Source organism: Pseudomonas sp. 9.2(2024) (assembly GCF_039695385.1).
GTDB classification, from domain to species: Bacteria; Pseudomonadota; Gammaproteobacteria; order Pseudomonadales; family Pseudomonadaceae; genus Aquipseudomonas; species Aquipseudomonas paraglycinae.
In genome coordinates this window covers 4,730,700-4,751,214 of the sequence record NZ_CP155585.1, presented here as the reverse complement: position 1 = coordinate 4,751,214, position 20,515 = coordinate 4,730,700, and the positions used below count along the sequence as shown (strand labels likewise).

Below are 20,515 nucleotides of genomic sequence, written 5' to 3'. Positions count from 1 at the left end.
GCGTCATTCGCGCGCTGAACGCGGGAATGACGCCGAAGAGAGATCAAACGGCCGGCTGACTGTGCGGAAACAACAGATCGACAAACCGCTCGGCCGTCGGTTGCGGCTCATGGTTGGCGAGACCCGCTCGCTCGTTGGCTTCGATGAAGACGTACTCTGGTTGATCCGCCGCCGGCACCATCAGGTCGAGGCCGACCATCGGAATCTCCAGCGCCCGAGCCGCGCGCACGGCGGCCTCGGCCAAGGTCGGGTGCAGAATCGCCGTGACGTCTTCCAGCGTGCCGCCGGTGTGCAGGTTCGCCGTGCGCCGCACGAACAGATGCTCACCGGCCGGCAGGATGCTGCTGTAGTCGTAACCGGCCGCATGCAGGGTTCGCTGGGTTTCGTGGTCCAGCGGGATTTTGCTTTCGCCGCTGGTGGCTGCTTGCCGTCGCCGGCTCTGGGCTTCGATCAGCGCGCCGATGGAATGATGGCCGTCGCCGACCACTTCCGCCGGCCGGCGGATCGCCGCTGCAACCACCTCGAAACCGATCACCAGAATCCGCAGGTCGAAGCCTTCGTGAAAGCTTTCCAGCAGCACGCGAGTGTCGAACTGCCTGGCCGCTTCGATGGCCTTCTGCACGTCCTCGATGGTCTGCAGATCCACCGCCACGCCTCGGCCCTGTTCGCCATCCAGCGGTTTGACCACCACTCGCTGGTGCTCATCGAGAAACGCCAGATTGTCGTCCGCATTCCCCGCCAACTGTTGTGACGGTACATTCAGTCCGGCGGCTTTCAATACTTTGTGGGTCAGGCTTTTGTCCTGGCACAGGTTCATGCTGATGGCGCTGGTCAGGTCGCTGAGGGATTCACGGCAACGCACCCGGCGCCCGCCATGACTGAGGGTGAACAGTCCGGCGTCGGCGTCATCCACCTGCACATCGATGCCGCGTCGATGGGCTTCCTCGACGATGATTCGCGCGTAAGGGTTGAACTGCGCCTCCGGCCCCGGACCGAGGAACAGCGGCTGGTTGATGCCGTTCTTGCGCTTGATGGCGAACGTCGGCAGGTTGCGAAAACCGAGTTTGGCGTAGAGATTTTTCGCCTGCCGGTTGTCATGCAGCACCGACAGATCGAGGTAGCTCAGACCGCGACTCATGAAATGCTCGATCAGATGGCGCACCAATACTTCACCGACACCGGGACGCGAGCACTGCGGGTCGACCGCCAGGCACCACAGGCTGCTGCCGTTTTCCGGGTCGTTGTAGGCCTTCTGGTGATTGAGGCCCATGACGCTGCCGATCACCGCGCCGCTGTCGTCGTCTTCCGCCAGCCAGTACACCGGGCCGCCCTGATGGTGCGGGGTGAGCAGGGTGGCATTGATCGGCAACATGCCGCGCGCCTGATACAGCTGATTGATCGCCTGCCAGTCCGCGTCACTTTGCGCACGGCGGATGCGGAAGCCGCGAAATACGCGGGTCGCCTGACGGTAATCGCTGAACCACAAGCGCAGGGTGTCGGACGGGTCGAGAAACAGTTGGGTCGGCTCGAGGCCGAGAATCTGCTGCGGCGCCGCGACGTACAAGGCAATGTCGCGTTCGCCCGGTTGTTCGTTGAGCAGTTCCCGGGCAAGGCTGGCCGGATCGGGAAAAGTGTGGCCGATCAGCAACCGGCCCCAGCCGCAATGCACCGCAATCGGCTCGGCGGCCGGCTCGCTGCCGTCCTCGGCCAGACGCGCCTGCAAGCGTTCGTAGGACGGTGTCTGACCGCGTAGTAGCCGTTGGCTGTAAGCCGTGGCGTGAGGTTTCATCGATCAGATTCCTTGTTCGCTGAGCCACAGGTTCAAAGCCGCCAGTTGCCACAGCTTGGAGCCGCGCAACGGGGTCAACTGGCCTTGTGGATCGGTCAGCAGTTTGTCGAGCATGGCGGGGTTGAACAGGCCGCGATCCTGACTCGGATCGAGCAGCAGTTCGCGCACCCAGTTGAGGGTATCGCCCTGCAAGTGTTTGAGGCCGGGCACCGGGAAGTAGCCTTTCTTGCGGTCGATCACTTCGCTCGGGATGACCAGTCGCGCGGCTTCTTTCAACACTTGCTTGCCGCCGTCCGGCAGTTTGAATTTGCCCGGAACACGGGCCGACAATTCCACCAGTCGATAGTCGAGAAACGGCGTACGCGCTTCCAGTCCCCAAGCCATGGTCATGTTGTCGACGCGTTTGACCGGGTCGTCCACCAGCATCACCGTGCTGTCCAGGCGCAGGGCCTTGTCGACCGCCGCATCGGCGCCCGGCTGTGCGAAATGTTCCTTCACGAAGTCACCGGCAGCGTCATTGGCGGTCAGCCATTTCGGCTGCACCGTGGCGGCGTAATCGTCGTAGCTGCGGTCGAAAAACGCTTCGCGATAGGCCGCATACGGATCGGCCGCGCCGTCGACTTGCGGGTACCAGTGATAACCGGCGAACAACTCGTCGGCGCCCTGGCCGCTCTGTACAACCTTGCAGTGCTTGGCCACTTCGCGGGACAGCAGATAGAAGGCGATGCAGTCGTGGCTCACCATCGGCTCGCTCATGGCGCGGAACGCAGCGGGCAGTTGTTCGATAATTTCCCTTTCGTCGATGCGCAATTGATGGTGCTGAGTGCCGTAGTGCTTGGCGATCAGATCGGAATACTGAAACTCGTCACCGCGTTCGCCACCGGCATCCTGGAAACCGATGGAAAAGGTCGAAAGGTTCTCTACGCCGACTTCGCGCAGCAGGCCGACGAGCATGCTCGAATCGACGCCGCCGGAAAGCAGCACGCCGACATCCACTGCCGCCCGTTGGCGGATTGCCACGGCTTCGCGGGTGCTGTCGAGCACGCGGTCGCGCCAGTCTTCCAGGGTCAGGTTTTTCTCGTCGTCGTGTGGGCCGTAGGGCAGGGTCCACCAGGTTTTCTGCTCGGTGCTGCCGTCCGCTTCAATGCGCATCCAGCTCGCTGGCGGCAGCTTTTCGATGCCGGCCAGCAAGGTGCGCGGCGCAGGCACCACGGCGTGGAAATTCAGGTAATGGTTGAGCGCCACCGGGTCGAGGATCGGGTTGATGTCACCGCCCTTGAGCAGCGCCGGCAGAGCCGAAGCAAAACGCAGGCGCTGGCCGGTGCGCGACAGGTACAGCGGCTTCACACCGAGACGGTCGCGGGCGATGAACAGGCGCTGGGCATCGCGCTCCCAGATGGCGAAAGCAAACATGCCGTTGAGTTTCGGCAGCAGCGCTTCGCCCCAGGCGTGGTAACCCTTGAGCAGCACCTCAGTGTCGCCGCCGGAGTAGAACGCATAACCGAGCGCTTCGAGTTCTGCACGCAGTTCCGGGAAGTTGTAGATCGCGCCGTTGAAGGCCAGGGACAGGCCCAGTTGGCTGTCGATCATCGGCTGCGCCGAGCCGTCCGACAGGTCCATGATTTTCAGGCGTCGATGGCCCAGGGCAATCGGCCCCTGGGCATGGAAGCCCCACGCGTCGGGGCCGCGAGGGGCCAGGTGATGGGTGATTCGCTCAATGGCTGCAAGGTCTGCAGGTTGTTGATCAAAACGTAACTCGCCAGCTAATCCGCACATAAAGTCCTTACCGGTTTTTCCGTTGGGGAGGGGCAATCGGGACCCGCCAAAAAGGGTGGGTACTCAGAGACTGACCCCGGCGCGGACGTCGGAGTTTTAGAACAATGAGTTATAAGGCGTGATGTGCCGACCGATGGCAGGCAAGGGAGCGAGGCGCAGAAGGGAGGAGTTGGAGGGTGTTGTGCTGCTTGGGTAGGGCTGTTCGAACAGCGGTCAGTCATCACGGGATTTGCCGAACCTGCAGAGTGCAGGCCGGCGTCCCTCAGGCCTTCCCGCGAATCAGTTCACGCAAGGCAAAACGGTTGGGATGACACGCTTCGGCCACCGCTCTTGGCAGCGGCAGCGGTTCCTTGTCCAGCCACGCCGCCAGCAATTCGCCAGACAGTGGTGCAGTGATCAACCCGCGTGAGCCGTGGCCACTGTTGACGTACAGACCGTCCAGCCACGGGCACGGAGTGTCCGGCACTTGCCGGGCATCCTTGCTCAAGGCGCGATAGGCCGCGGTGAAGGCCTCGCGATCGGAGAGCGGGCCGACAATCGGCAGGTAGTCGGGGCTGGTGCAACGGAACGCTGCGCGACCCTGAAGGCTGTCGGCGTCGGGTTCGCCGATGTGCAGGCGCGCCACCAGATCCGTGGAGATCTCTTCGAGCATCGCCAGATTGCCCAGGTGTTCGGCGGTGGTCGGGGTCAGGTCGTCGTTATTGAAATCGAAGCTGGCGCCGAGGGTGTGTTCGCCAAAGCGTGCCGGTGCTACGTAACCTTCGGCGCAGACCACCGTGCTCAGCGCCTGACTTTGTGTGGTCTGCGCCAAGCAAGTGATCTGCCCGCGAATGCGCTTGAGGGGCAGGTCGGCGCTCTGGGCAAAACGCTTGATTTCGGCAGCACCGGCCAGCACCACGACGGGGGCTGTTGCGATCAGTCGTTCACCGTCGAAGGCCTGCCACTGACCGTCAAGCTTGCGCAGCTCAATGGCTTCCTGATGGGTGAGCAGCGTGACGCCCGGTTGTGCGGCTTGCGCCTGACACAATGCGGGCGGATGCACCCAGCCGCCTTCGGGATAATACAAACCGCCATGGGCCAGACCGATCCCGGCGCGGGCCTGAGCGTCGGGTTGATCGAGCCATTGCAGAAGGTCTTCGGGAAACGCCGCCGCCAGTTGCGTCTGACGCTCGCGTTCCTTTTCATTGAACGCCAGTTGCAGCACGCCGCAGTCATCCCAGTCGGTACCGCGTTGCAGGGTTTCCAGCAGGCGACGGGTGTAGCCGAAACCGCTGACAATCAACTGCGACAGTGCGGTGCCGTGGGCGGACAGTTTCAGATACAGAACGCCTTGCGGGTTACCCGAAGCTTCCTGGGCCACCGCGTCATGCCGTTCCAGCAGACTGACCTGCCAGCCCCGTGCTGCAAGGCTGGCTGCCGTGGCACAACCGGCCAGACCGGCGCCGATCACCAGGGCTCGACGGTCACCTGTCAACGCTGTTGGGCGGGCGAACCACGGTTTTGCCGCCGCAGGTGGCGCAACACCCTCGGGCCAGCCGAGAAATTCGCCGCGCAGGATTTCCCATTTGTGGCCGATGCCCGGCGTGCGTTTCATCTTGAAGCCGGCGGCGTTGAGCAAGCGCCGCACCCAACCGGTGCTGGTAAACGTGCTGATGGTCGAGCCCGGCGCCGCCAATCGCGCCAGTTCGGCGAACAGTTCGGCGGTCCACATTTCCGGGTTTTTCGCCGGGGCGAAACCGTCGAGAAACCAGGCGTCGATCTGGCTATCCAGTTGCGGCAACTGCTCCAGTGCATCGCCAATCAACAGCGTCAGGGTCACACGACCGTTATCCAGAACAATGCGCTGGAAACCTTGATGAATTGCCACGTAATGCTTGAGCAACTGATCGGAGAATGGCTTCAGGTCAGGCCACAACGCCAGCGCCCGTTGCAGGTCGGCAGGGCTCAACGGAAACTTTTCGACGCTGACAAAATGCAGCCGCGCACCGGCCACCGCATGCTGTTCGAACAACTGCCAGGCGCAGAGAAAATTCAGCCCGGTACCGAAGCCGGTTTCACCGATCACCAGTCGCCCACCCGCCGACAGCGCGGCAAAACGCTCGGCCAGACGGTTCTGTTCAAGGAACACGTAGCGGGTTTCATCGAGCCCCGACTGGTCGGAAAAATACACATCGTCGAACACTCGCGAACGCGGGCGTCCCTGGTCATCCCAGTCGAGTTGGGCGTGGGGCATTACAGGTTTCATGGCAGGCTCGGCAACGACAAGGCGGCCATTCTAGCCGATCACGCAGGCGGCGCTTGATCCATGGCAAGCCTTGCTGACGATCCCTCAAGGACAATCCGCCGCCGGCGGGAATTTCTGTGCCGCGCCAGAGCCCAATCCGCTAGTCTTGCTGAATCCTGGAAGGAGCCGTCCCTATGTTCGAATCCGCTGAAATCGGTCACGCCATCGACAAAGACACCTACGAAGCCGCCGTGCCCGCCCTGCGTGAAGCCTTGCTCGAAGCCCAGTTCGAGTTGCAGCAGCAGAAGCGTTTCCCGGTGATCATTTTGATCAACGGCATCGAAGGCGCCGGCAAGGGCGAGACGGTGAAGCTGCTCAACGAATGGATGGATCCGCGCCTGATCGAAGTGCGCACCTTCGACCAGCAGACCGACGAAGAGCTGGCGCGGCCACCGGCCTGGCGTTACTGGCGGATGCTGCCGGCCAAGGGGCGGATGGGGATTTTCTTCGGCAACTGGTACAGCCAGATGTTGCAGGGCCGGGTCCACGGCTTGTTCAAGGATCCGCGACTCGATCAGGCGATTGCCGGCGCCGAGCGCATGGAAAAGATGTTCTGCGATGAAGGCGCGCTGATCTTCAAGTTCTGGTTCCACCTGTCCAAGAAACAGATGAAGGCGCGGCTCAAGGCCCTGGCCGATGACCCGCTGCACAGTTGGCGCATCAGCCCGCTGGACTGGCAGCAATCGCAGACCTACGACAAGTTCGTCAAATACGGCGAGCGCGTGTTGCGCCGTACCAGTCGCGATTACGCGCCATGGCATGTCATCGAGGGTGTCGACCCGTACTACCGCAGCCTGACGGTCGGCAAGATTCTGCTCGAAGGGCTGCAAAACGCCTTGAAGCGTCCCGATGTGCATCCCCATGAGGTCAACGCTGCACCGTTGGGGACTTCCGTCGATCAGTTGAACCTGCTCGACAGCCTCGACCTGACCCAGCGTCTGGACAAAAAAGACTACGAAGAACAACTGATCACCGAGCAGGCGCGACTGTCGGGGCTGATGCGTGACAAACGCATGCGTCGTCACGCGCTGGTGGCGGTGTTCGAAGGCAACGATGCGGCGGGCAAGGGCGGTTCGATTCGCCGGGTCGCGGCGGCGCTCGATCCGCGTCAGTACAACATCGTGCCGATTGCCGCGCCCACCGAAGAGGAGCGGGCGCAGCCGTATCTGTGGCGGTTCTGGCGGCACATCCCGGCGCGGGGCAAATTCACCGTGTTCGACCGCTCCTGGTACGGCCGGGTGCTGGTGGAGCGGGTCGAAGGTTTTTGCAGTACCGCCGACTGGATGCGTGCCTATGGCGAAATCAACGACTTCGAGGAGCAACTGGCCGATGCCGGGGTGATCGTGGTCAAGTTCTGGCTGGCCATCGACAAGGACACGCAGATGGAGCGCTTCCAGGAGCGCGAAGAAATCCCCTTCAAGCGCTTCAAGATCACCGAAGACGACTGGCGCAACCGCGACAAGTGGGACGCCTATCGCGCTGCCGTGGGCGACATGGTCGACCGCACCAGCACCGAAATTGCGCCGTGGACCCTGGTCGAGGCCAATGACAAGCGCTGGGCCCGGGTCAAGGTGCTGCGCACGATCAACCGGGCGCTGGAAGAAGCGTTCGAGAAATCCGACAAGCGAGCCAAGAAGCACAAGGACTGAACCGATGGGCCCGCATACGCGAGGTGAATGATTGTCGCGGTCGGCGATTGGGTGGACTTATGCTCGGTCCACTCTCAACCGACTGCAACAATGAGGTATGCCATGCGTGAAGTGGTGATCGTCGACAGCGTACGGACCGGCCTGGCCAAGTCCTTTCGCGGCAAGTTCAACCAGACCCGTCCCGATGACATGGCGGCCCATTGCGTCAATGCGTTGCTCTCGCGCAACGACATCGACCCGGCCAGCGTCGAGGATTGCATCGTCGGCGCCGGTTCCAACGAAGGCGCCCAGGGCTACAACATCGGCCGCAACGTGGCGGTGCTCTCGCAATTGGGCACCGGCACCGCGGGCATGACCCTCAACCGTTTTTGTTCCTCAGGCTTGCAGGCGATTGCGATTGCCGCCAACCAGATCGCGTCGGGTTGCAGCGACATCATCGTCGCCGGCGGCGTCGAGTCGATCAGCCTGACGCTGAAAAGTGTCAACACCGATCATCTGATCAACCCGCTGCTCAAGCAACAGACGCCGGGCATCTACTACACCATGGGCCAGACCGCCGAAGTGGTGGCGCGCCGTTATGGCGTCAGTCGCGAGGCGCAGGATCGCTACTCGCTGCAAAGCCAGATCCGTACCGCCCAGGCGCAGGCTGCCGGCCTGTTCAACGATGAAATCGTGCCGATGGCGGTGAAGTACCGTGTTGAAGACAAGAACAGTGGGGAGGTGCAGATCCTCGACGGCCTCGTCGATCGCGACGACTGCAATCGCCCGGACACCACCTATGAAAGCCTCGCCGGGTTGAAACCGGTGTTCGCCGAGGACGGTTCGGTGACTGCCGGCAACTCGTCGCAGTTGTCCGACGGCGCCTCGATGACGCTGGTGATGAGCCTGGAAAAGGCCCTGCAACTGGGGCTCAAGCCGAAGGCGTTTTTCCGTGGGTTCACCGTGGCCGGTTGCGAGCCGGACGAAATGGGCATCGGCCCGGTGTTCTCGGTGCCGAAACTGCTCAAGGCCAAAGGCCTGCAGGTGGCGGATATCGATCTGTGGGAATTGAACGAGGCGTTTGCCTCGCAGTGCCTGTACGCCCGTGATCGTCTGGAAATCGACAACGAGAAGTACAACGTCAACGGCGGCTCGATTTCCATCGGTCACCCGTTCGGCATGACCGGGTCACGGCAGGTCGGGCATCTGGTGCGCGAGTTGCAGCGGCGCAATCTGCGTTACGGGATCGTCACCATGTGCGTGGGCGGCGGGATGGGCGCGACCGGGTTGTTTGAAGCCGTGCGCTAGGCATTGAGCGATACGTTGACCGGCAAATCGTAATCGCGGGCAAGCCCGCTCCCACAGTGTTTGAGTGTGATCACAATTAAGTGGGCAACACGGAACCTGTGGGAGCGGGCTTGCCCGCGATTGGGTTCAGCACGGCTTATCTGGTGGAATCCATCAATCGCATCCGCGCGATGTACGCGCGGATTTCCTGCTCGGCTTTCTCGTGGCTGTCGAACGGCCCTTCGAGGGTGTTTTCCCGGGTGCTGAAATACAGTTCGCCGTTGACCCGGCACACGCGGTCGCTGCGAAAGTGCGTGGCGGGGGCGGTGTCCTGGGCGCGCATGCCTAACATGACGGGGTCTCCTTGGTGAGTGATGTCCCGGGCTGGATCCAAGAAGCTTATGCCTGAACCACTTACCTTGCCCGGCCGGCCGATCAACGGCCCATCGTCAATTTTCTGCTGCGACCTGCACAGTTTCATTTGCGGCTGGAGCGCAACTGTCCCTGTGTCGGGCAGGGGCTGTGCGCCTAGAATGAGCGCTCCTGTCTCTGGCGCTTGGGGTTCTCATGCACGTTTCATCGGGTCGTTGGGTGTACGGCATGTTCCTGGCGTTGTTGACGGCGTTTCTGTGGGGAATCCTGCCGATCAAGCTCAAGCAGGTGCTGGTGGTGATGGACCCGGTCACGGTGACCTGGTTTCGCCTGCTGGTGTCCGGCGGCTGTCTGTTCCTTTATCTGGCGGCGACCAAAAGGTTGCCGAGTCGCAAAGTGCTCGGGCCGAAGGGCGGCTGGCTGGTGCTGATGGCGGTGCTCGGGCTGGTGGGCAACTACGTGCTGTACCTGATGGGCCTGAACCTGCTCAGCCCCGGCACTGCGCAACTGGTGGTGCAGATGGGGCCGATCATGCTGCTGATCGCCAGTCTGTTTGTGTTCAAGGAGCGCTTCAGTATTGGTCAGGGCATTGGTCTGGCAGTGCTGCTGATCGGTTTTGCATTGTTCTTCAATCAACGTCTGGCTGAATTGCTCACGTCTTTATCCGACTACACCGCTGGCGTGTTGCTGGTGCTGCTGGCGTCGACGGTCTGGACCTTTTACGCACTGGGTCAGAAGCAATTGCTGACGGTGTGGAATTCGCTGCAGGTGATGATGGTGATCTACCTGTTCTGCGCCCTGTTGCTGACGCCTTGGGTGCATCCGCTCGAAGCACTGTCGCTGAACCCGTTGCAGGGCTGGCTGTTGCTGGCGTGCTGCATGAACACCCTGATCGCCTACGGCGCGTTTGCCGAGGCGCTGGCGCATTGGGAAGCCTCACGGGTCAGTGCGACGCTGGCGATCACGCCGTTGGTGACGTTCGGTGCAGTGGCCGTGGCGGCCGGGGTGTGGCCTGAATATGTGCACGCCGAACAAATCAATCTGCTGGGGTATGCCGGGGCGGTGCTGGTGGTGCTGGGTTCGGCGCTGGTGGCGCTCGGGCCTTCGCTGATTGCCGGGCTCAAGGCCCGGCGGGCGAAACTGTTGGTCGGATGACCTTCCCGTGCCGGGCACGGGAAGGATCGGGATGACTCAGCCCTTGGCCCCGGCCTCGATCATGTTCTCCGGCCGCACCCAGGCATCGAACTCTTCATCGGTCAGATAACCCAGCTCCAGCGCCGCTTCACGCAGAGTCTTGCCTTCGCTGTAGGCCTTCTTGGCGATTTCCGCCGACTTGTCGTAGCCGATGTGCGGGTTCAGCGCCGTTACCAGCATCAGGCCGCGTTCCAGATGTTTCGCCATGACTTCGGCGTCCGGCTCAAGCCCGGCGATGCAATGCTGCTGGAAATTGCTGCAGCCATCGGCCAGCAGGCGGATCGATTGCAGCAGGTTGTGGATGATCACCGGTTTGAACACGTTCAGTTGCAGGTGACCCTGACTGGCGGCGATGCCGATCGCCACATCGTTGCCCAGCACCTGACAGGCGAGCATCGACAACGCCTCGCACTGGGTCGGGTTGACCTTGCCGGGCATGATCGAACTGCCCGGTTCGTTGGCCGGCAGGCGCACTTCGGCAAAACCGGCACGCGGACCGGAACCCAGCAGACGCAGGTCGTTGGCGATTTTCATCAGCGCCACGGCGAGGGTTTTCAGGGCACCGGACAGCGTAGTCAGTGGCTCATGGCCGGCGAGGGCGGCGAACTTGTTCGGTGCGGTGACGAACGGCAGGCCGGACAACGCCGCCAGTTCAGCGGCAATCGCTTCGCCGAAACCGTGGGGCGAGTTGAGCCCGGTGCCGACCGCGGTGCCGCCCTGCGCCAGCTCGCAAACTGCCGGCAGCGCCGCGCGAATTGCCCGTTCGGCGTAATCCAGCTGCGCTATGAAACCGGAAATCTCCTGGCCGAAGGTGATCGGCGTGGCGTCCATCATGTGGGTGCGACCGGTTTTCACCAGTTTCATGTGTCGCGCCGACAGTTCGGCCAGGCCGCCCGACAGCTCGGCGATCGCCGGCAACAGTTGGGTCTGCACCGCTTGCGCAGTGGCGATGCTCATGGCGGTGGGGAAGCAGTCGTTGGAGCTCTGCGAGCGGTTGACGTGATCGTTGGGGTGCACCGGCGTCTTGCCGCCGCGCGGGTTGCCGGCCAGTTCGTTGGCACGGCCGGCAATCACTTCGTTGGCGTTCATGTTGCTTTGGGTGCCACTGCCGGTCTGCCAGACCACCAGCGGGAACTGGTCGTCATGCTGGCCGTCGAGCACTTCGTCGGCGGCCTGTTCGATCAGGCGGGCGATGTCGGCAGGCAGATCGCCGTTGCGGTCGTTGACCCGGGCCGCGGCTTTCTTGATCAGGGCCAGGGCGTGCAGTACCGGCAAGGGCATGCGTTCCTGGCCGATGGCGAAGTTGATCAGCGAGCGTTGCGTCTGAGCGCCCCAGTAAGCGTCGTCCGGGACCTCGATCTGGCCCAGGCTGTCGGTTTCGATACGGCTCATCGTGCACACTCCTGTTGGTCTGTTTGCGCAGTTTAGGCCGGTGCCGGCCCGGGTGGTTCCCTGCGGCCGATTGTTGACCGGCAAATCCCCGCCAATCAAGCGCGGCAAGGCCCGGGGGTTGAGCCGCAGCGTTATTCAGGCGCAGAATGGTCGCCCTTGGGGTTTTACCTCGCCTAGCTGAAAAGGAAACTCGATGACTCGTCTTCGTGCCATCTGCACCGCGGTTGCCCTGGTTTGCGCCAGCGGCCAGGTGCTTGCCGATACCGCCAGCCACAACGCCAGTGCCGAAGCTTTCCTGACCCTGGCGCACGCTGACAAGCTGGGCACTCCGGTGTACATGCAGGTTCAGCAAATGTTCGCCCAGCGTTTTGAACAGACCAAGGCGCCGGAATCCAAGAAAGCCGTTCTGGATACCTATCAGGCCAAGGCCAACGCCGCTCTGGACCAGGCCATTGGCTGGAACAAGCTGAAACCGGACATGGTCAAGCTCTACACCAGCAACTTCAGCGAATCCGAGCTGAAAGACCTGGTTGCGTTCTACCAGTCGCCACTGGGCAAGAAAGTCCTGGAAAAAATGCCGCAGCTGACCCAGCAATCGGCCCAGATGACCCAGGCCAAACTGGAAAGCGCCGTACCGGTGGTCAACAAGCTGCTGGACGACATGACCAACGAGCTGGCACCGAAAGGCGCAGCGCCGGCCAAGAAGAAGTAAGCGGAGTTCGTGATGACCATGCAACAACGCATCGAATCGACGCTGGCGCTGCTTCAGCCTGAGCATCTGCAAGTGCTGGACGAAAGCCACATGCACAGTCGCGGGTTGCAGACCCACTTCAAGGCAGTGGTGGTCAGTGCGCAGTTCGAAGGCCTGAACCGGGTCAAGCGCCACCAGAAAGTCTACGGCACGCTCGGCGAGCTGATGGGCGAGTTCCATGCGTTGGCGCTGCATACCTACACCCCGCAGGAATGGGCAGAGACAGGCGTCGCTCCGGCGTCGCCGACCTGTGCCGGCGGCAGCAAGCATTGAGCCTTGCAGCAATGAACTGAGGTTTTTTGCTAGAATCCGCAACGCGCCGCTCACCCGGCGCGTTTTTTTTCGCATCCGGTTCACCCTTTACGAGGGTAGCCACCTGGAGAAATACCCATGACACAACCGATTGTCGTGGCGGCACTGTACAAGTTCGTCACCCTCGAAGATTACGTCAACCTGCGCGAGCCTCTGCTGCAAGCGATGGTCGACAACGGCATCAAAGGCACCTTGCTGATCGCCGAAGAAGGCATCAACGGCACGGTGTCCGGCAGCCGCGAAGGCATCGACGGCCTGCTGGCCTGGCTGCGCAACGATCCGCGCATGGTCGATATCGATCACAAGGAATCGTACTGCGACGAGCAGCCGTTCTATCGCACCAAGGTCAAGCTCAAGAAAGAGATCGTGACCCTGGGCGTCGAAGGCGTCGACCCGAACAAGAAGGTCGGCACCTACGTCGAGCCCAAGGACTGGAACGCGCTGATCAGCGATCCGGAAGTGCTGCTGATCGACACCCGCAACGATTACGAAGTCTCGATCGGCACCTTCGAAGGCGCCATCGATCCGAAAACCACCAGTTTTCGTGAATTCCCCGACTACATCAAAGAACACTTCGACCCGGCCGTGCACAAGAAGGTCGCGATGTTCTGCACCGGCGGCATTCGCTGCGAAAAAGCCTCGAGCTACATGCTCGGCGAAGGTTTCGAAGAGGTTTACCACCTCAAGGGCGGGATCCTGAAGTACCTCGAAGAAGTGCCACAGGAAGAGACCAAATGGCAGGGCGACTGCTTCGTCTTCGACAACCGTGTGACCGTGCGTCATGACCTGAGCGAAGGCGACTACGATCAGTGCCATGCGTGCCGCACCCCGGTCAGCGTTGAAGATCGCGCCTCCGAGCATTACGTGGCCGGCATCAGCTGCCCGCACTGCTGGGACACCCTGAGCGAGAAGACCCGCCGCAGTGCGATCGACCGCCAGAAACAGATCGAACTGGCAAAAGCGCGCAACATGCCGCACCCGATCGGCTACAACTATAAGCAAGCATCCACCGAGGCTTAATCATGTCTGCACGCCTGCTCTATGTGATGGATCCGATGTGTTCGTGGTGCTGGGGATTTGCCCCGGTGGCCAAGGCATTGGTGGAGCAGGCGCAGGCAGCCGGGGTGGAACTGCACCTGGTGGTCGGCGGGTTGCGCACCGGCAGTGGTGCGGCGCTGGAGCCGACCACCCGGCGCTACATTCTCGAACACTGGCAGGCGGTCACCGAGGCCACCGGCCAGCCGTTCAAGCTGGAAGGCGCGTTGCCGGACGGCTTTGTCTACGACACCGAACCGGCCTGCCGGGCCATCGTTACCGCGCGCAGTCTGGCACCGGATTGCGCGTGGAAACTGGTCGGGTTGATCCAGCACGCTTTCTACGCCGAAGGTCGCGATGTCACCCAGGCCAGCGTTCTGGTGGAGCTGGCAGAGCAGGCCGGCGTCCCGCGCATCGAATTTGCTGCCCTGTTCGATCATGCCGATCAGCACAAGGCGACCCAGGCCGATTTCAGTTGGGTGCAGGATCTGGGCATCGCCGGATTCCCGACCCTGCTCGCCGAACGCAACGGCCAACTGGCGTTGCTGACCAACGGCTACCAGCCGCTCAGTGAACTGTCGCCGTTGCTCGGTCGATGGCTGGAGCGCGCGGCCTGTGTCTGACCCGGCCGATGACACGCCAGCCGTCAAGCGTGTCGACCGGCTGAGCTGGGCTGAAGTCCGGCGACTGGCACTTCATCACAAAAAATCCCTGTGGGTCGCCAACGGCGTGGCCGTACTGGCGACGCTGTGCAGCGTGCCGATTCCTCTGCTGTTGCCGTTGCTGGTGGACGAAGTCCTGCTCGGCCACGGCGATGCCGCGCTGAAAGTCATGAACCACGTGCTGCCCTCAATGTGGCAGCAAGCGGCGGGCTACATCGGCCTGATGCTGGTGGTGACGCTGACCTTGCGTTGCAGCGCCCTGTGTTTTGGCGTGTTGCAGGCGCGGTTGTTTGCGCGACTGGCCAAGGACATCGTTTATCGCATTCGCGTGCGTTTGATTGAACGACTCAAACGGATCTCCCTCGGCGAATACGAAAGCCTCGGTAGCGGCACGGTTACCACGCACCTGGTCACCGACCTCGACACCCTCGACAAATTTGTCGGCGAAACCCTCAGCCGTTTCCTGGTGGCGATGCTGACGCTGGTCGGCACTGCCAGCATCCTGATGTGGATGCACTGGAAACTGGCGCTGCTGATCCTGCTGTTCAACCCGCTGGTGATCTACGCCACCGTGCAGTTGGGCAAACGGGTCAAGCACCTGAAGAAACTGGAGAACGACAGCACCTCGCGCTTCACCCAGGCGCTGAGCGAAACCCTCGACGCGATCCAGGAAGTGCGCGCCGGCAACCGGCAGGGCTTCTTCCTCGGACGGTTGGGTCTGCGTGCGCAGGAAGTGCGCAACTACGCGGTTAACTCGCAGTGGAAGACCGATGCGTCGAACCGCGCCAGTGGTCTGCTGTTCCAGTTCGGCATCGACATCTTCCGCGCGGCGGCCATGTTGACGGTGTTGTTCTCCGACCTGTCGATCGGCCAGATGCTCGCGGTGTTCAGCTACCTGTGGTTCATGATCGGCCCGGTCGAACAGCTGCTGAACCTGCAGTACGCCTATTACGCGGCGGGCGGTGCGCTGTCGCGGATCAACGAACTGCTGGCCCGCGCCGACGAGCCGCAATACCCCGGCGGCGTCGACCCGTTCAAGGGCCGCGATACCGTCGGGATTCAGGTGCAGGGTCTGAGCTTCGGTTACGGCGACGAACTGGTGCTTGATCAGTTGAACCTGTCCATCGCGCCGGGCGAGAAAGTGGCGATTGTCGGCGCCAGTGGCGGCGGCAAAAGTACCTTGGTGCAATTGCTGCTGGGCCTTTACACGCCACTGGCCGGGACGATCCGTTTCGGCGGATCGACCCAGCAGGAAATCGGCCTGGAAACGGTCCGGGAAAACGTGGCTGTGGTGTTGCAACATCCGGCGCTGTTCAACGACACCGTACGCGCCAACCTGACCATGGGCCGCACCCGCAGCGATGAAGCCTGCTGGCAGGCACTGGAAATCGCCCAGCTCGAACCCACCATCCGCGCCTTGCCGGACGGGCTGGACAGCATCGTCGGCCGCGCCGGCGTGCGTCTGTCCGGCGGTCAGCGCCAGCGTCTGGCGATTGCGCGGATGATCCTCGCCGAACCCAAAGTGGTGATCCTCGACGAAGCGACGTCAGCCCTCGACGCCGCCACCGAATACAACCTGCACCAGGCCATGGCGCGCTTTCTCCATGGCCGCACCACGCTGATCATCGCCCACCGCCTGTCAGCGGTGAAGCAGGCGGATCGGGTGCTGGTGTTCGACGGCGGGCAAGTGGCCGAAGACGGCGACCACCAGCAACTGATTGCCGATGGCGGGTTGTACGCCAAGCTTTATGGGCATTTGCAGAGGTTGTAGATCATTTCCATAGCACCTCCAGTGCGTTGGCCGTGCCGTCGTAGCCAAACTCTTTGACGATCACTGAACAACTGGTGCATGGAGGCATGGTTGTAGCCACGTCGACCGAAGCGATCATGTGGTTTTCGGGGTATTTCTTGCGAAGCACACTGATCAGTTTGGCCTCGCTGTCCAGAGAGGTCGGCCGACGGGTCAGCGCAGGCGTGTAGGTGTCGATGTCCTTTATCGTATGGGGAATCGCCACTAATTGCCCTTTGCTCGAGACTTCCAGTGAGGTTCTGTTGAAGGTCTGGTCGAAGTCGATATTGAAGTAGGTGGTGTCGCCGATGATCACTTTGTCCGGCGCGAATGGAGGCTTGAACAAAGGCAGTTCCCCGGTCAGTCCTTGCGCTCCGGAAACGCTGACATACACCTCGCGCTTGCCGGTTGAAGTCAGGATGTCGGCGTAGGCGATGTTTCTCGGATTCTGTCCCTGTAAACGAGACGGGAGCAGCGCCTGCAACTTGTCCATTGTCCGATTGATTTTCAGGTCGGCGCTTTGTTGGATATTGATGGTTTTCTCGCAAAACAGCGTATCGAAGATATCGGCGGTTCGTTGGCGAAAGCTGTCTGAAGCATCCCTGCTACGTGACCAGGATGCTGCACCGTCCGGCAGCCGGTTGACGATCATGCGTGTGGAATGATCGAACAACACCGCTTCACCGGGGCTGGTATCGACTTTAAGCAGTTTGAGCGTGTCGGGCGGGTTCGCATGACCACCAATGCGAATGGCAATTTTCTCCATGGTTTCGAGGGCGCGTTCTACGGCTGGAATACCGTAGATTCTCGCCATGTTGTTGGCATTGAGAGACCCGGTGTACACCGTCATCAGCTCACCCTTCAGATTGGCAGGCAGGGTATTGGCCTTGCGCAGCGTCAACGGAGTGGTGAGGCTCTGACCTTTGGGCAGTTCGGCGATGTAGAAGGATCCGGCGTCCAGTCGGGTGAACACATAGTGCCTTGAGTCGTCGATAGCGGGGACGATGATGGCGCCGGCCTCGAAGGTGTCGAACTGATTCCGGGTGCCGAAGGGGATATCCACTTTGATCCTCCCGTAAATCCCTTTTTGAAACGCTATCACCGCCGGGTGTCTGCTTTTCTTTTTCAGGAACTCGAGCAGCATCGCTCGACCCGCTGTGGCCGGGGTGTAAATGCTGTCCCCGAACCAGGGTGCCCAGCCTTTATCCGTGTCGTAAGTGCCGTTGGCTGGCGTGGGGGCCGGATTGCGGGTGACATAGCTCGTTTTACAGGCGTCCGACCCCGGCATGCGCCGCACTCTGCAGGGCAGGGCTTTGAGTAGCGACTGATCATCGATCAGGTCGGCGCGGCGCAGTTGGATGCCGTCCGGTCGATAAGGGATGTCATCAATCAGCAGCGTGGTTCGACCATCGACCTCAAGCACTTCACGAACATGGGCGTGTTCTGGAACTTGCGCAACGACGTGGGTTTCGCTCGGGGGCAATGTCTTGAAGCCGGATCGACCTTGCGTGAGATTTTTGCCGTTGTTGCGCAGGCGCGGGCCGTAGGGCAGGGAGGTCATCGGGTCGACCAGATGAAAGCGTTCCAGTCCCGAAGAATCTGTATGGCGCAGGAGTACATCATCAATACCGTTGACCGTCGCGAGCTGATCACCGTTCGTCAGCGGCTTCCAGTCCCCGGGATCGATGGCTTGTGGCAGATTCTGGACCAAGCGGAAGCCATCGGCCTTTCCCGTCAGTTTTCTGATGCCGACAACGCTCACTCCGCCGATGAAGAGCAGCCCTTTTCCGGCACCGCTTCCCAGACCCTTGAGCAGCGAGGGAATACCGTCCAGTGGGTTGAGGTTTGCCAGTGAGCGGGTGAGGAGTTGGCGGGCCACTGTCGAAAACGGCGGCAGCGTTGCATTGACGACCATGCGAGTGGTGCCGGCAGCGGCGCGGAGCAGGCGCACCGAACCCGAGATGAATTTGCCGATCGGGCAAAGGAACGAAGCCAGGTCGAACAGGAGTCCGATCCCGCCCAGGGCTTTGCTTTTGACATCGTCGGAGAGCAGGTCCTCGATGCTGCCCCAGAAAGGAACGAACCCTTTGACGATCGTCACGAATACTTCCAGCCGTTTCTCGATCTTCGCCCTGTGGCTGTCGAAGATTGTCATGCCTCGGGCTTGCTGGCGCAGGTGTTCTTCATCGACGTAGAGGTAGTTTGTCGCGATGTAGTTGGCCAGTGCGTCCAGTCGTGATGTCAGCGTCGCAGCATCGGTCCCGGTACCCATGGAGGCTGCGGCTATAGTGCCCACGGTGTCGAGGTAGCCGATGTAGGCCCCCCGGGCGGCAGGTGTCCTGCCGTGGAGATGGGCCGACCAGTCGAGCAGCAACGAAGTACTGATGTCACGCTCGGGTGAATAGGTTTGCCCGGGGATGGTGGCGTGCAAGGCAAACTCGGTCCGAACGCCATTGACGGTTGAAAACCTCAAGGTGGGTCGAAGGCGAATGACACCGGCGCTCGGGATCAGCTCGTAGTAGGCAATATTTCCCTGGTGGGTCACTTTTATAACGAAGCCCTTCCTGGCCCGGGTCAGATCCGGCGGTTCGTTGGGTACTGATTTTCGACGCATCCCCAACAACTCGATTTCACCCATTGCCAATGCCTGGCGTTCGCTCGCTGGCAGTGAAGTCAGCAAGCTGGCGATCAAGGTCTGATAGGGCGGCCTGATCGTCGCCAGATATTGGTTGAAGGCGCTTTCAAACTGCGCATTGATATCCGGCAAGTATTTGCCGGCCCAGCTGTAGTCATCTGCATTTACCCGTTCATAACCACCCCGCGAGTTTTCACGCTCGGCGTAGAGGACGCGCTGCTCATCCAGCCGGAGTGCTGTGGTGGATCGCGTTGTGCCGTCGGGCATGGAGACAATCCATCGCTTTTCGCCATCGAGTTGGCCGTCTGCATAGATATCCAGAAAGTCGTGGCCCTGCTGATTCTTCTGGTCCAGTGGTGCTCTTGAATGACTATGGCTCGGATCGGCAGACATCAACTTGCGTCCGTCCTTGTTGAATGTAAAACCACTGAACCGGTCAGCCAGCACCTCCCTGGCCATCTGTATCCGGTCAGGCGGAGTTGAATCCAGCGTCATCACGGCCTTGTTCAGGTTTTCGCTTTGTTCTTCCAGCGCAGTCAGCGCTCGCTTGATGTCTTCCTGATCGTGACCGGATGCCGCTCGCGCCGGGATGACGCCAGTGCACACCGCCCATTCAAGGGCGGGGCCTATTCGCAGTCGTGCAATTGTTTCCAGCTCTGCGGGGGAGGCGCCAGTACTGCGTTCCAGAGGCAAACTGACCAGTTGCTGGAAAGACAAGGGTTGCGACTGGCCCAGGCCAAGCACCTCGGCCAGCAGCACGCCGTGCATGAAGTTCACCCACACGATCGACGTCTTGTAACGAAGCTCGGGCGGGATATCGCGCACGGCAAAGTCTTTCGACAGGCGATGTTGAAACATCTGGGCCAGCAGGATCGCCTCTTTGGTAGTGGCAACCCGTCGGGTTCGCAGCAAATGCTGTTCGAAATCGCGGCGCAGGGTCTGGTAGCTTTTGCCCCAGTGAGCAGGGTCTTGCCAGTGGAATCCGGCGAGCTCCTGCGACTCGTCGGGAGACGGCGCATGCAAATGCAGGCAGATGGCTTTGCATGACAACTGATAGCGCACGGACGACGGCGTCTGTTCGCCGGGGGATGCACCGAACCATTTGAGCCTTTTCAGCAGCCTTTCTGTCAGGTCCAGTGATTCGGGGGAATTCAGTACTCGCTGGAGGAAAACCGAAGGGGTCGCGCGCAGTTCGTCCGTGTCGGCGAGCCGCAGGATATCGCCACTCAAATGACGGATCAGCGAAGGTTTGCCGATCAAAAAGGTTTTGACCGTGTCGAGCATTCGTTCATTGATGCGTTGTGCCATGTACTGTTCGAGGGTCATGGCGGGTGCAATAGCCGGTGTTGCGACTCGGGCTGCCTTGAACCTTTTGCGGTCCCGGCCGGTCGGTTGGGGAATCAGGGATTCGATATCCGGGCCGGTAGCCAGTCCAAGCGCCTCGATGGCGCTGGTTTCTGCGGTTGTCGATAAGTCGGTTGAAGCTGAAAACGTCGAGGGCATATCACACTCCTTGTGAAGGCATTCCCGTTACAGAGGGTTGGATGCCTGAAGTGCCCAGTAGATCGATGCCGCCAGTGACCGTGGCTGTACATATGTCTATCCGGCG

Annotated in this window: 14 protein-coding genes; 8 read left to right on the top strand and 6 right to left on the bottom strand. The window is 61.4% G+C overall.

Translation table 11 applies throughout. The features are described 5' to 3' along the window. Positions 1–43: 43 nt before the first annotated feature. The 3 genes from ngg to mnmC all read right to left on the bottom strand — a co-directional run bounded on the left by ngg (position 44) and on the right by mnmC (position 5,810). A complete protein-coding gene (ngg, locus tag ABFB52_RS21260; protein WP_129972536.1) occupies positions 44–1,789 on the bottom strand; it encodes an N-acetylglutaminylglutamine synthetase in 1,746 nt (581 codons plus the stop codon). Positions 1,790–1,792: 3 nt separating this feature from the next. Continuing rightward, positions 1,793–3,565, bottom strand: a complete 1,773-nt coding sequence (locus tag ABFB52_RS21255) for an N-acetylglutaminylglutamine amidotransferase (protein ID WP_085745026.1) — start codon at positions 3,563–3,565, stop codon at positions 1,793–1,795. 262 nt (positions 3,566–3,827) lie between these two features. Continuing rightward, complete coding sequence (gene mnmC, locus ABFB52_RS21250) at positions 3,828–5,810, bottom strand: bifunctional tRNA (5-methylaminomethyl-2-thiouridine)(34)-methyltransferase MnmD/FAD-dependent 5-carboxymethylaminomethyl-2-thiouridine(34) oxidoreductase MnmC (protein ID WP_129972537.1); 1,983 nt, start codon at positions 5,808–5,810, stop codon at positions 3,828–3,830. A gap of 173 nt (positions 5,811–5,983) precedes the next feature. On the opposite strand from mnmC, the gene pap reads away from it, so the two are divergent. Beyond that, positions 5,984–7,498 carry a polyphosphate:AMP phosphotransferase gene (gene pap / locus ABFB52_RS21245; RefSeq protein ID WP_102686489.1) on the top strand — a complete coding sequence of 505 codons (1,515 nt, stop codon included), beginning with the start codon at positions 5,984–5,986 and terminating at the stop codon, positions 7,496–7,498. Positions 7,499–7,600: 102 nt separating this feature from the next. Beyond that, a complete protein-coding gene (locus ABFB52_RS21240; protein ID WP_102686488.1) occupies positions 7,601–8,785 on the top strand; it encodes a thiolase family protein in 1,185 nt (394 codons plus the stop codon). A gap of 136 nt (positions 8,786–8,921) precedes the next feature. Here ABFB52_RS21240 and ABFB52_RS21235 read toward each other — a convergent pair whose 3' ends face one another. Next, complete coding sequence (locus ABFB52_RS21235; RefSeq protein ID WP_129972538.1) at positions 8,922–9,116, bottom strand: DUF6316 family protein; 195 nt, start codon at positions 9,114–9,116, stop codon at positions 8,922–8,924. 215 nt (positions 9,117–9,331) lie between these two features. Between ABFB52_RS21235 and ABFB52_RS21230 the strand changes: the two genes are divergently transcribed. Beyond that, positions 9,332–10,291: a DMT family transporter gene (locus ABFB52_RS21230; RefSeq protein ID WP_129972539.1), complete on the top strand. Its 960-nt coding sequence runs from the start codon at positions 9,332–9,334 to the stop codon at positions 10,289–10,291. A gap of 36 nt (positions 10,292–10,327) precedes the next feature. Here the strand turns inward: ABFB52_RS21230 and ABFB52_RS21225 are convergent, their stop codons facing one another. Next, positions 10,328–11,722, bottom strand: coding sequence for a class II fumarate hydratase (locus ABFB52_RS21225; RefSeq protein WP_039770582.1), 1,395 nt, complete (start codon positions 11,720–11,722; stop codon positions 10,328–10,330). A gap of 193 nt (positions 11,723–11,915) precedes the next feature. Here ABFB52_RS21225 and ABFB52_RS21220 point away from each other — a divergent pair, with 193 nt between their 5' ends. From ABFB52_RS21220 to ABFB52_RS21200, 5 genes are all read left to right on the top strand, one after another. Then, positions 11,916–12,434, top strand: coding sequence for a DUF2059 domain-containing protein (locus ABFB52_RS21220; protein ID WP_007950895.1), 519 nt, complete (start codon positions 11,916–11,918; stop codon positions 12,432–12,434). Positions 12,435–12,446: 12 nt separating this feature from the next. Next, complete coding sequence (locus ABFB52_RS21215; protein ID WP_007950896.1) at positions 12,447–12,746, top strand: BolA family protein; 300 nt, start codon at positions 12,447–12,449, stop codon at positions 12,744–12,746. 117 nt (positions 12,747–12,863) lie between these two features. Then, positions 12,864–13,805, top strand: coding sequence for a rhodanese-related sulfurtransferase (locus tag ABFB52_RS21210; RefSeq protein WP_011335384.1), 942 nt, complete (start codon positions 12,864–12,866; stop codon positions 13,803–13,805). A gap of 35 nt (positions 13,806–13,840) precedes the next feature. Continuing rightward, positions 13,841–14,443, top strand: a complete 603-nt coding sequence (locus ABFB52_RS21205; RefSeq protein WP_170929396.1) for a DsbA family protein — start codon at positions 13,841–13,843, stop codon at positions 14,441–14,443. Beyond that, a complete protein-coding gene (locus ABFB52_RS21200; RefSeq protein WP_129972540.1) occupies positions 14,436–16,253 on the top strand; it encodes an ABC transporter ATP-binding protein in 1,818 nt (605 codons plus the stop codon). The genes ABFB52_RS21205 and ABFB52_RS21200 overlap by 8 nt, the downstream gene beginning before the upstream one ends. Before the next feature lies 1 nt (position 16,254). Here ABFB52_RS21200 and ABFB52_RS21195 read toward each other — a convergent pair whose 3' ends face one another. Further along, the gene (locus tag ABFB52_RS21195) at positions 16,255–20,409 is read right to left on the bottom strand and encodes a hypothetical protein (protein WP_129972541.1); all 4,155 of its coding nucleotides are present in this window, start codon (positions 20,407–20,409) and stop codon (positions 16,255–16,257) included. Positions 20,410–20,515: the final 106 nt, after the last annotated feature.

Excerpts from the sequence above, each read along its gene's own strand:
- ngg (WP_129972536.1), bottom strand. The coding sequence starts at position 1,789 with ATGAAACCTCACGCCACGGCTTACAGCCAACGGCTACTACGCGGTCAG.
- ABFB52_RS21255 (WP_085745026.1), bottom strand. The coding sequence starts at position 3,565 with ATGTGCGGATTAGCTGGCGAGTTACGTTTTGATCAACAACCTGCAGAC.
- mnmC (WP_129972537.1), bottom strand. The coding sequence starts at position 5,810 with ATGAAACCTGTAATGCCCCACGCCCAACTCGACTGGGATGACCAGGGA.
- pap (WP_102686489.1), top strand. The coding sequence starts at position 5,984 with ATGTTCGAATCCGCTGAAATCGGTCACGCCATCGACAAAGACACCTAC.
- ABFB52_RS21240 (WP_102686488.1), top strand. The coding sequence starts at position 7,601 with ATGCGTGAAGTGGTGATCGTCGACAGCGTACGGACCGGCCTGGCCAAG.
- ABFB52_RS21235 (WP_129972538.1), bottom strand. The coding sequence starts at position 9,116 with ATGTTAGGCATGCGCGCCCAGGACACCGCCCCCGCCACGCACTTTCGC.
- ABFB52_RS21230 (WP_129972539.1), top strand. The coding sequence starts at position 9,332 with ATGCACGTTTCATCGGGTCGTTGGGTGTACGGCATGTTCCTGGCGTTG.
- ABFB52_RS21225 (WP_039770582.1), bottom strand. The coding sequence starts at position 11,722 with ATGAGCCGTATCGAAACCGACAGCCTGGGCCAGATCGAGGTCCCGGAC.
- ABFB52_RS21220 (WP_007950895.1), top strand. The coding sequence starts at position 11,916 with ATGACTCGTCTTCGTGCCATCTGCACCGCGGTTGCCCTGGTTTGCGCC.
- ABFB52_RS21215 (WP_007950896.1), top strand. The coding sequence starts at position 12,447 with ATGACCATGCAACAACGCATCGAATCGACGCTGGCGCTGCTTCAGCCT.
- ABFB52_RS21210 (WP_011335384.1), top strand. The coding sequence starts at position 12,864 with ATGACACAACCGATTGTCGTGGCGGCACTGTACAAGTTCGTCACCCTC.
- ABFB52_RS21205 (WP_170929396.1), top strand. The coding sequence starts at position 13,841 with ATGTGTTCGTGGTGCTGGGGATTTGCCCCGGTGGCCAAGGCATTGGTG.
- ABFB52_RS21195 (WP_129972541.1), bottom strand. The coding sequence starts at position 20,409 with ATGCCCTCGACGTTTTCAGCTTCAACCGACTTATCGACAACCGCAGAA.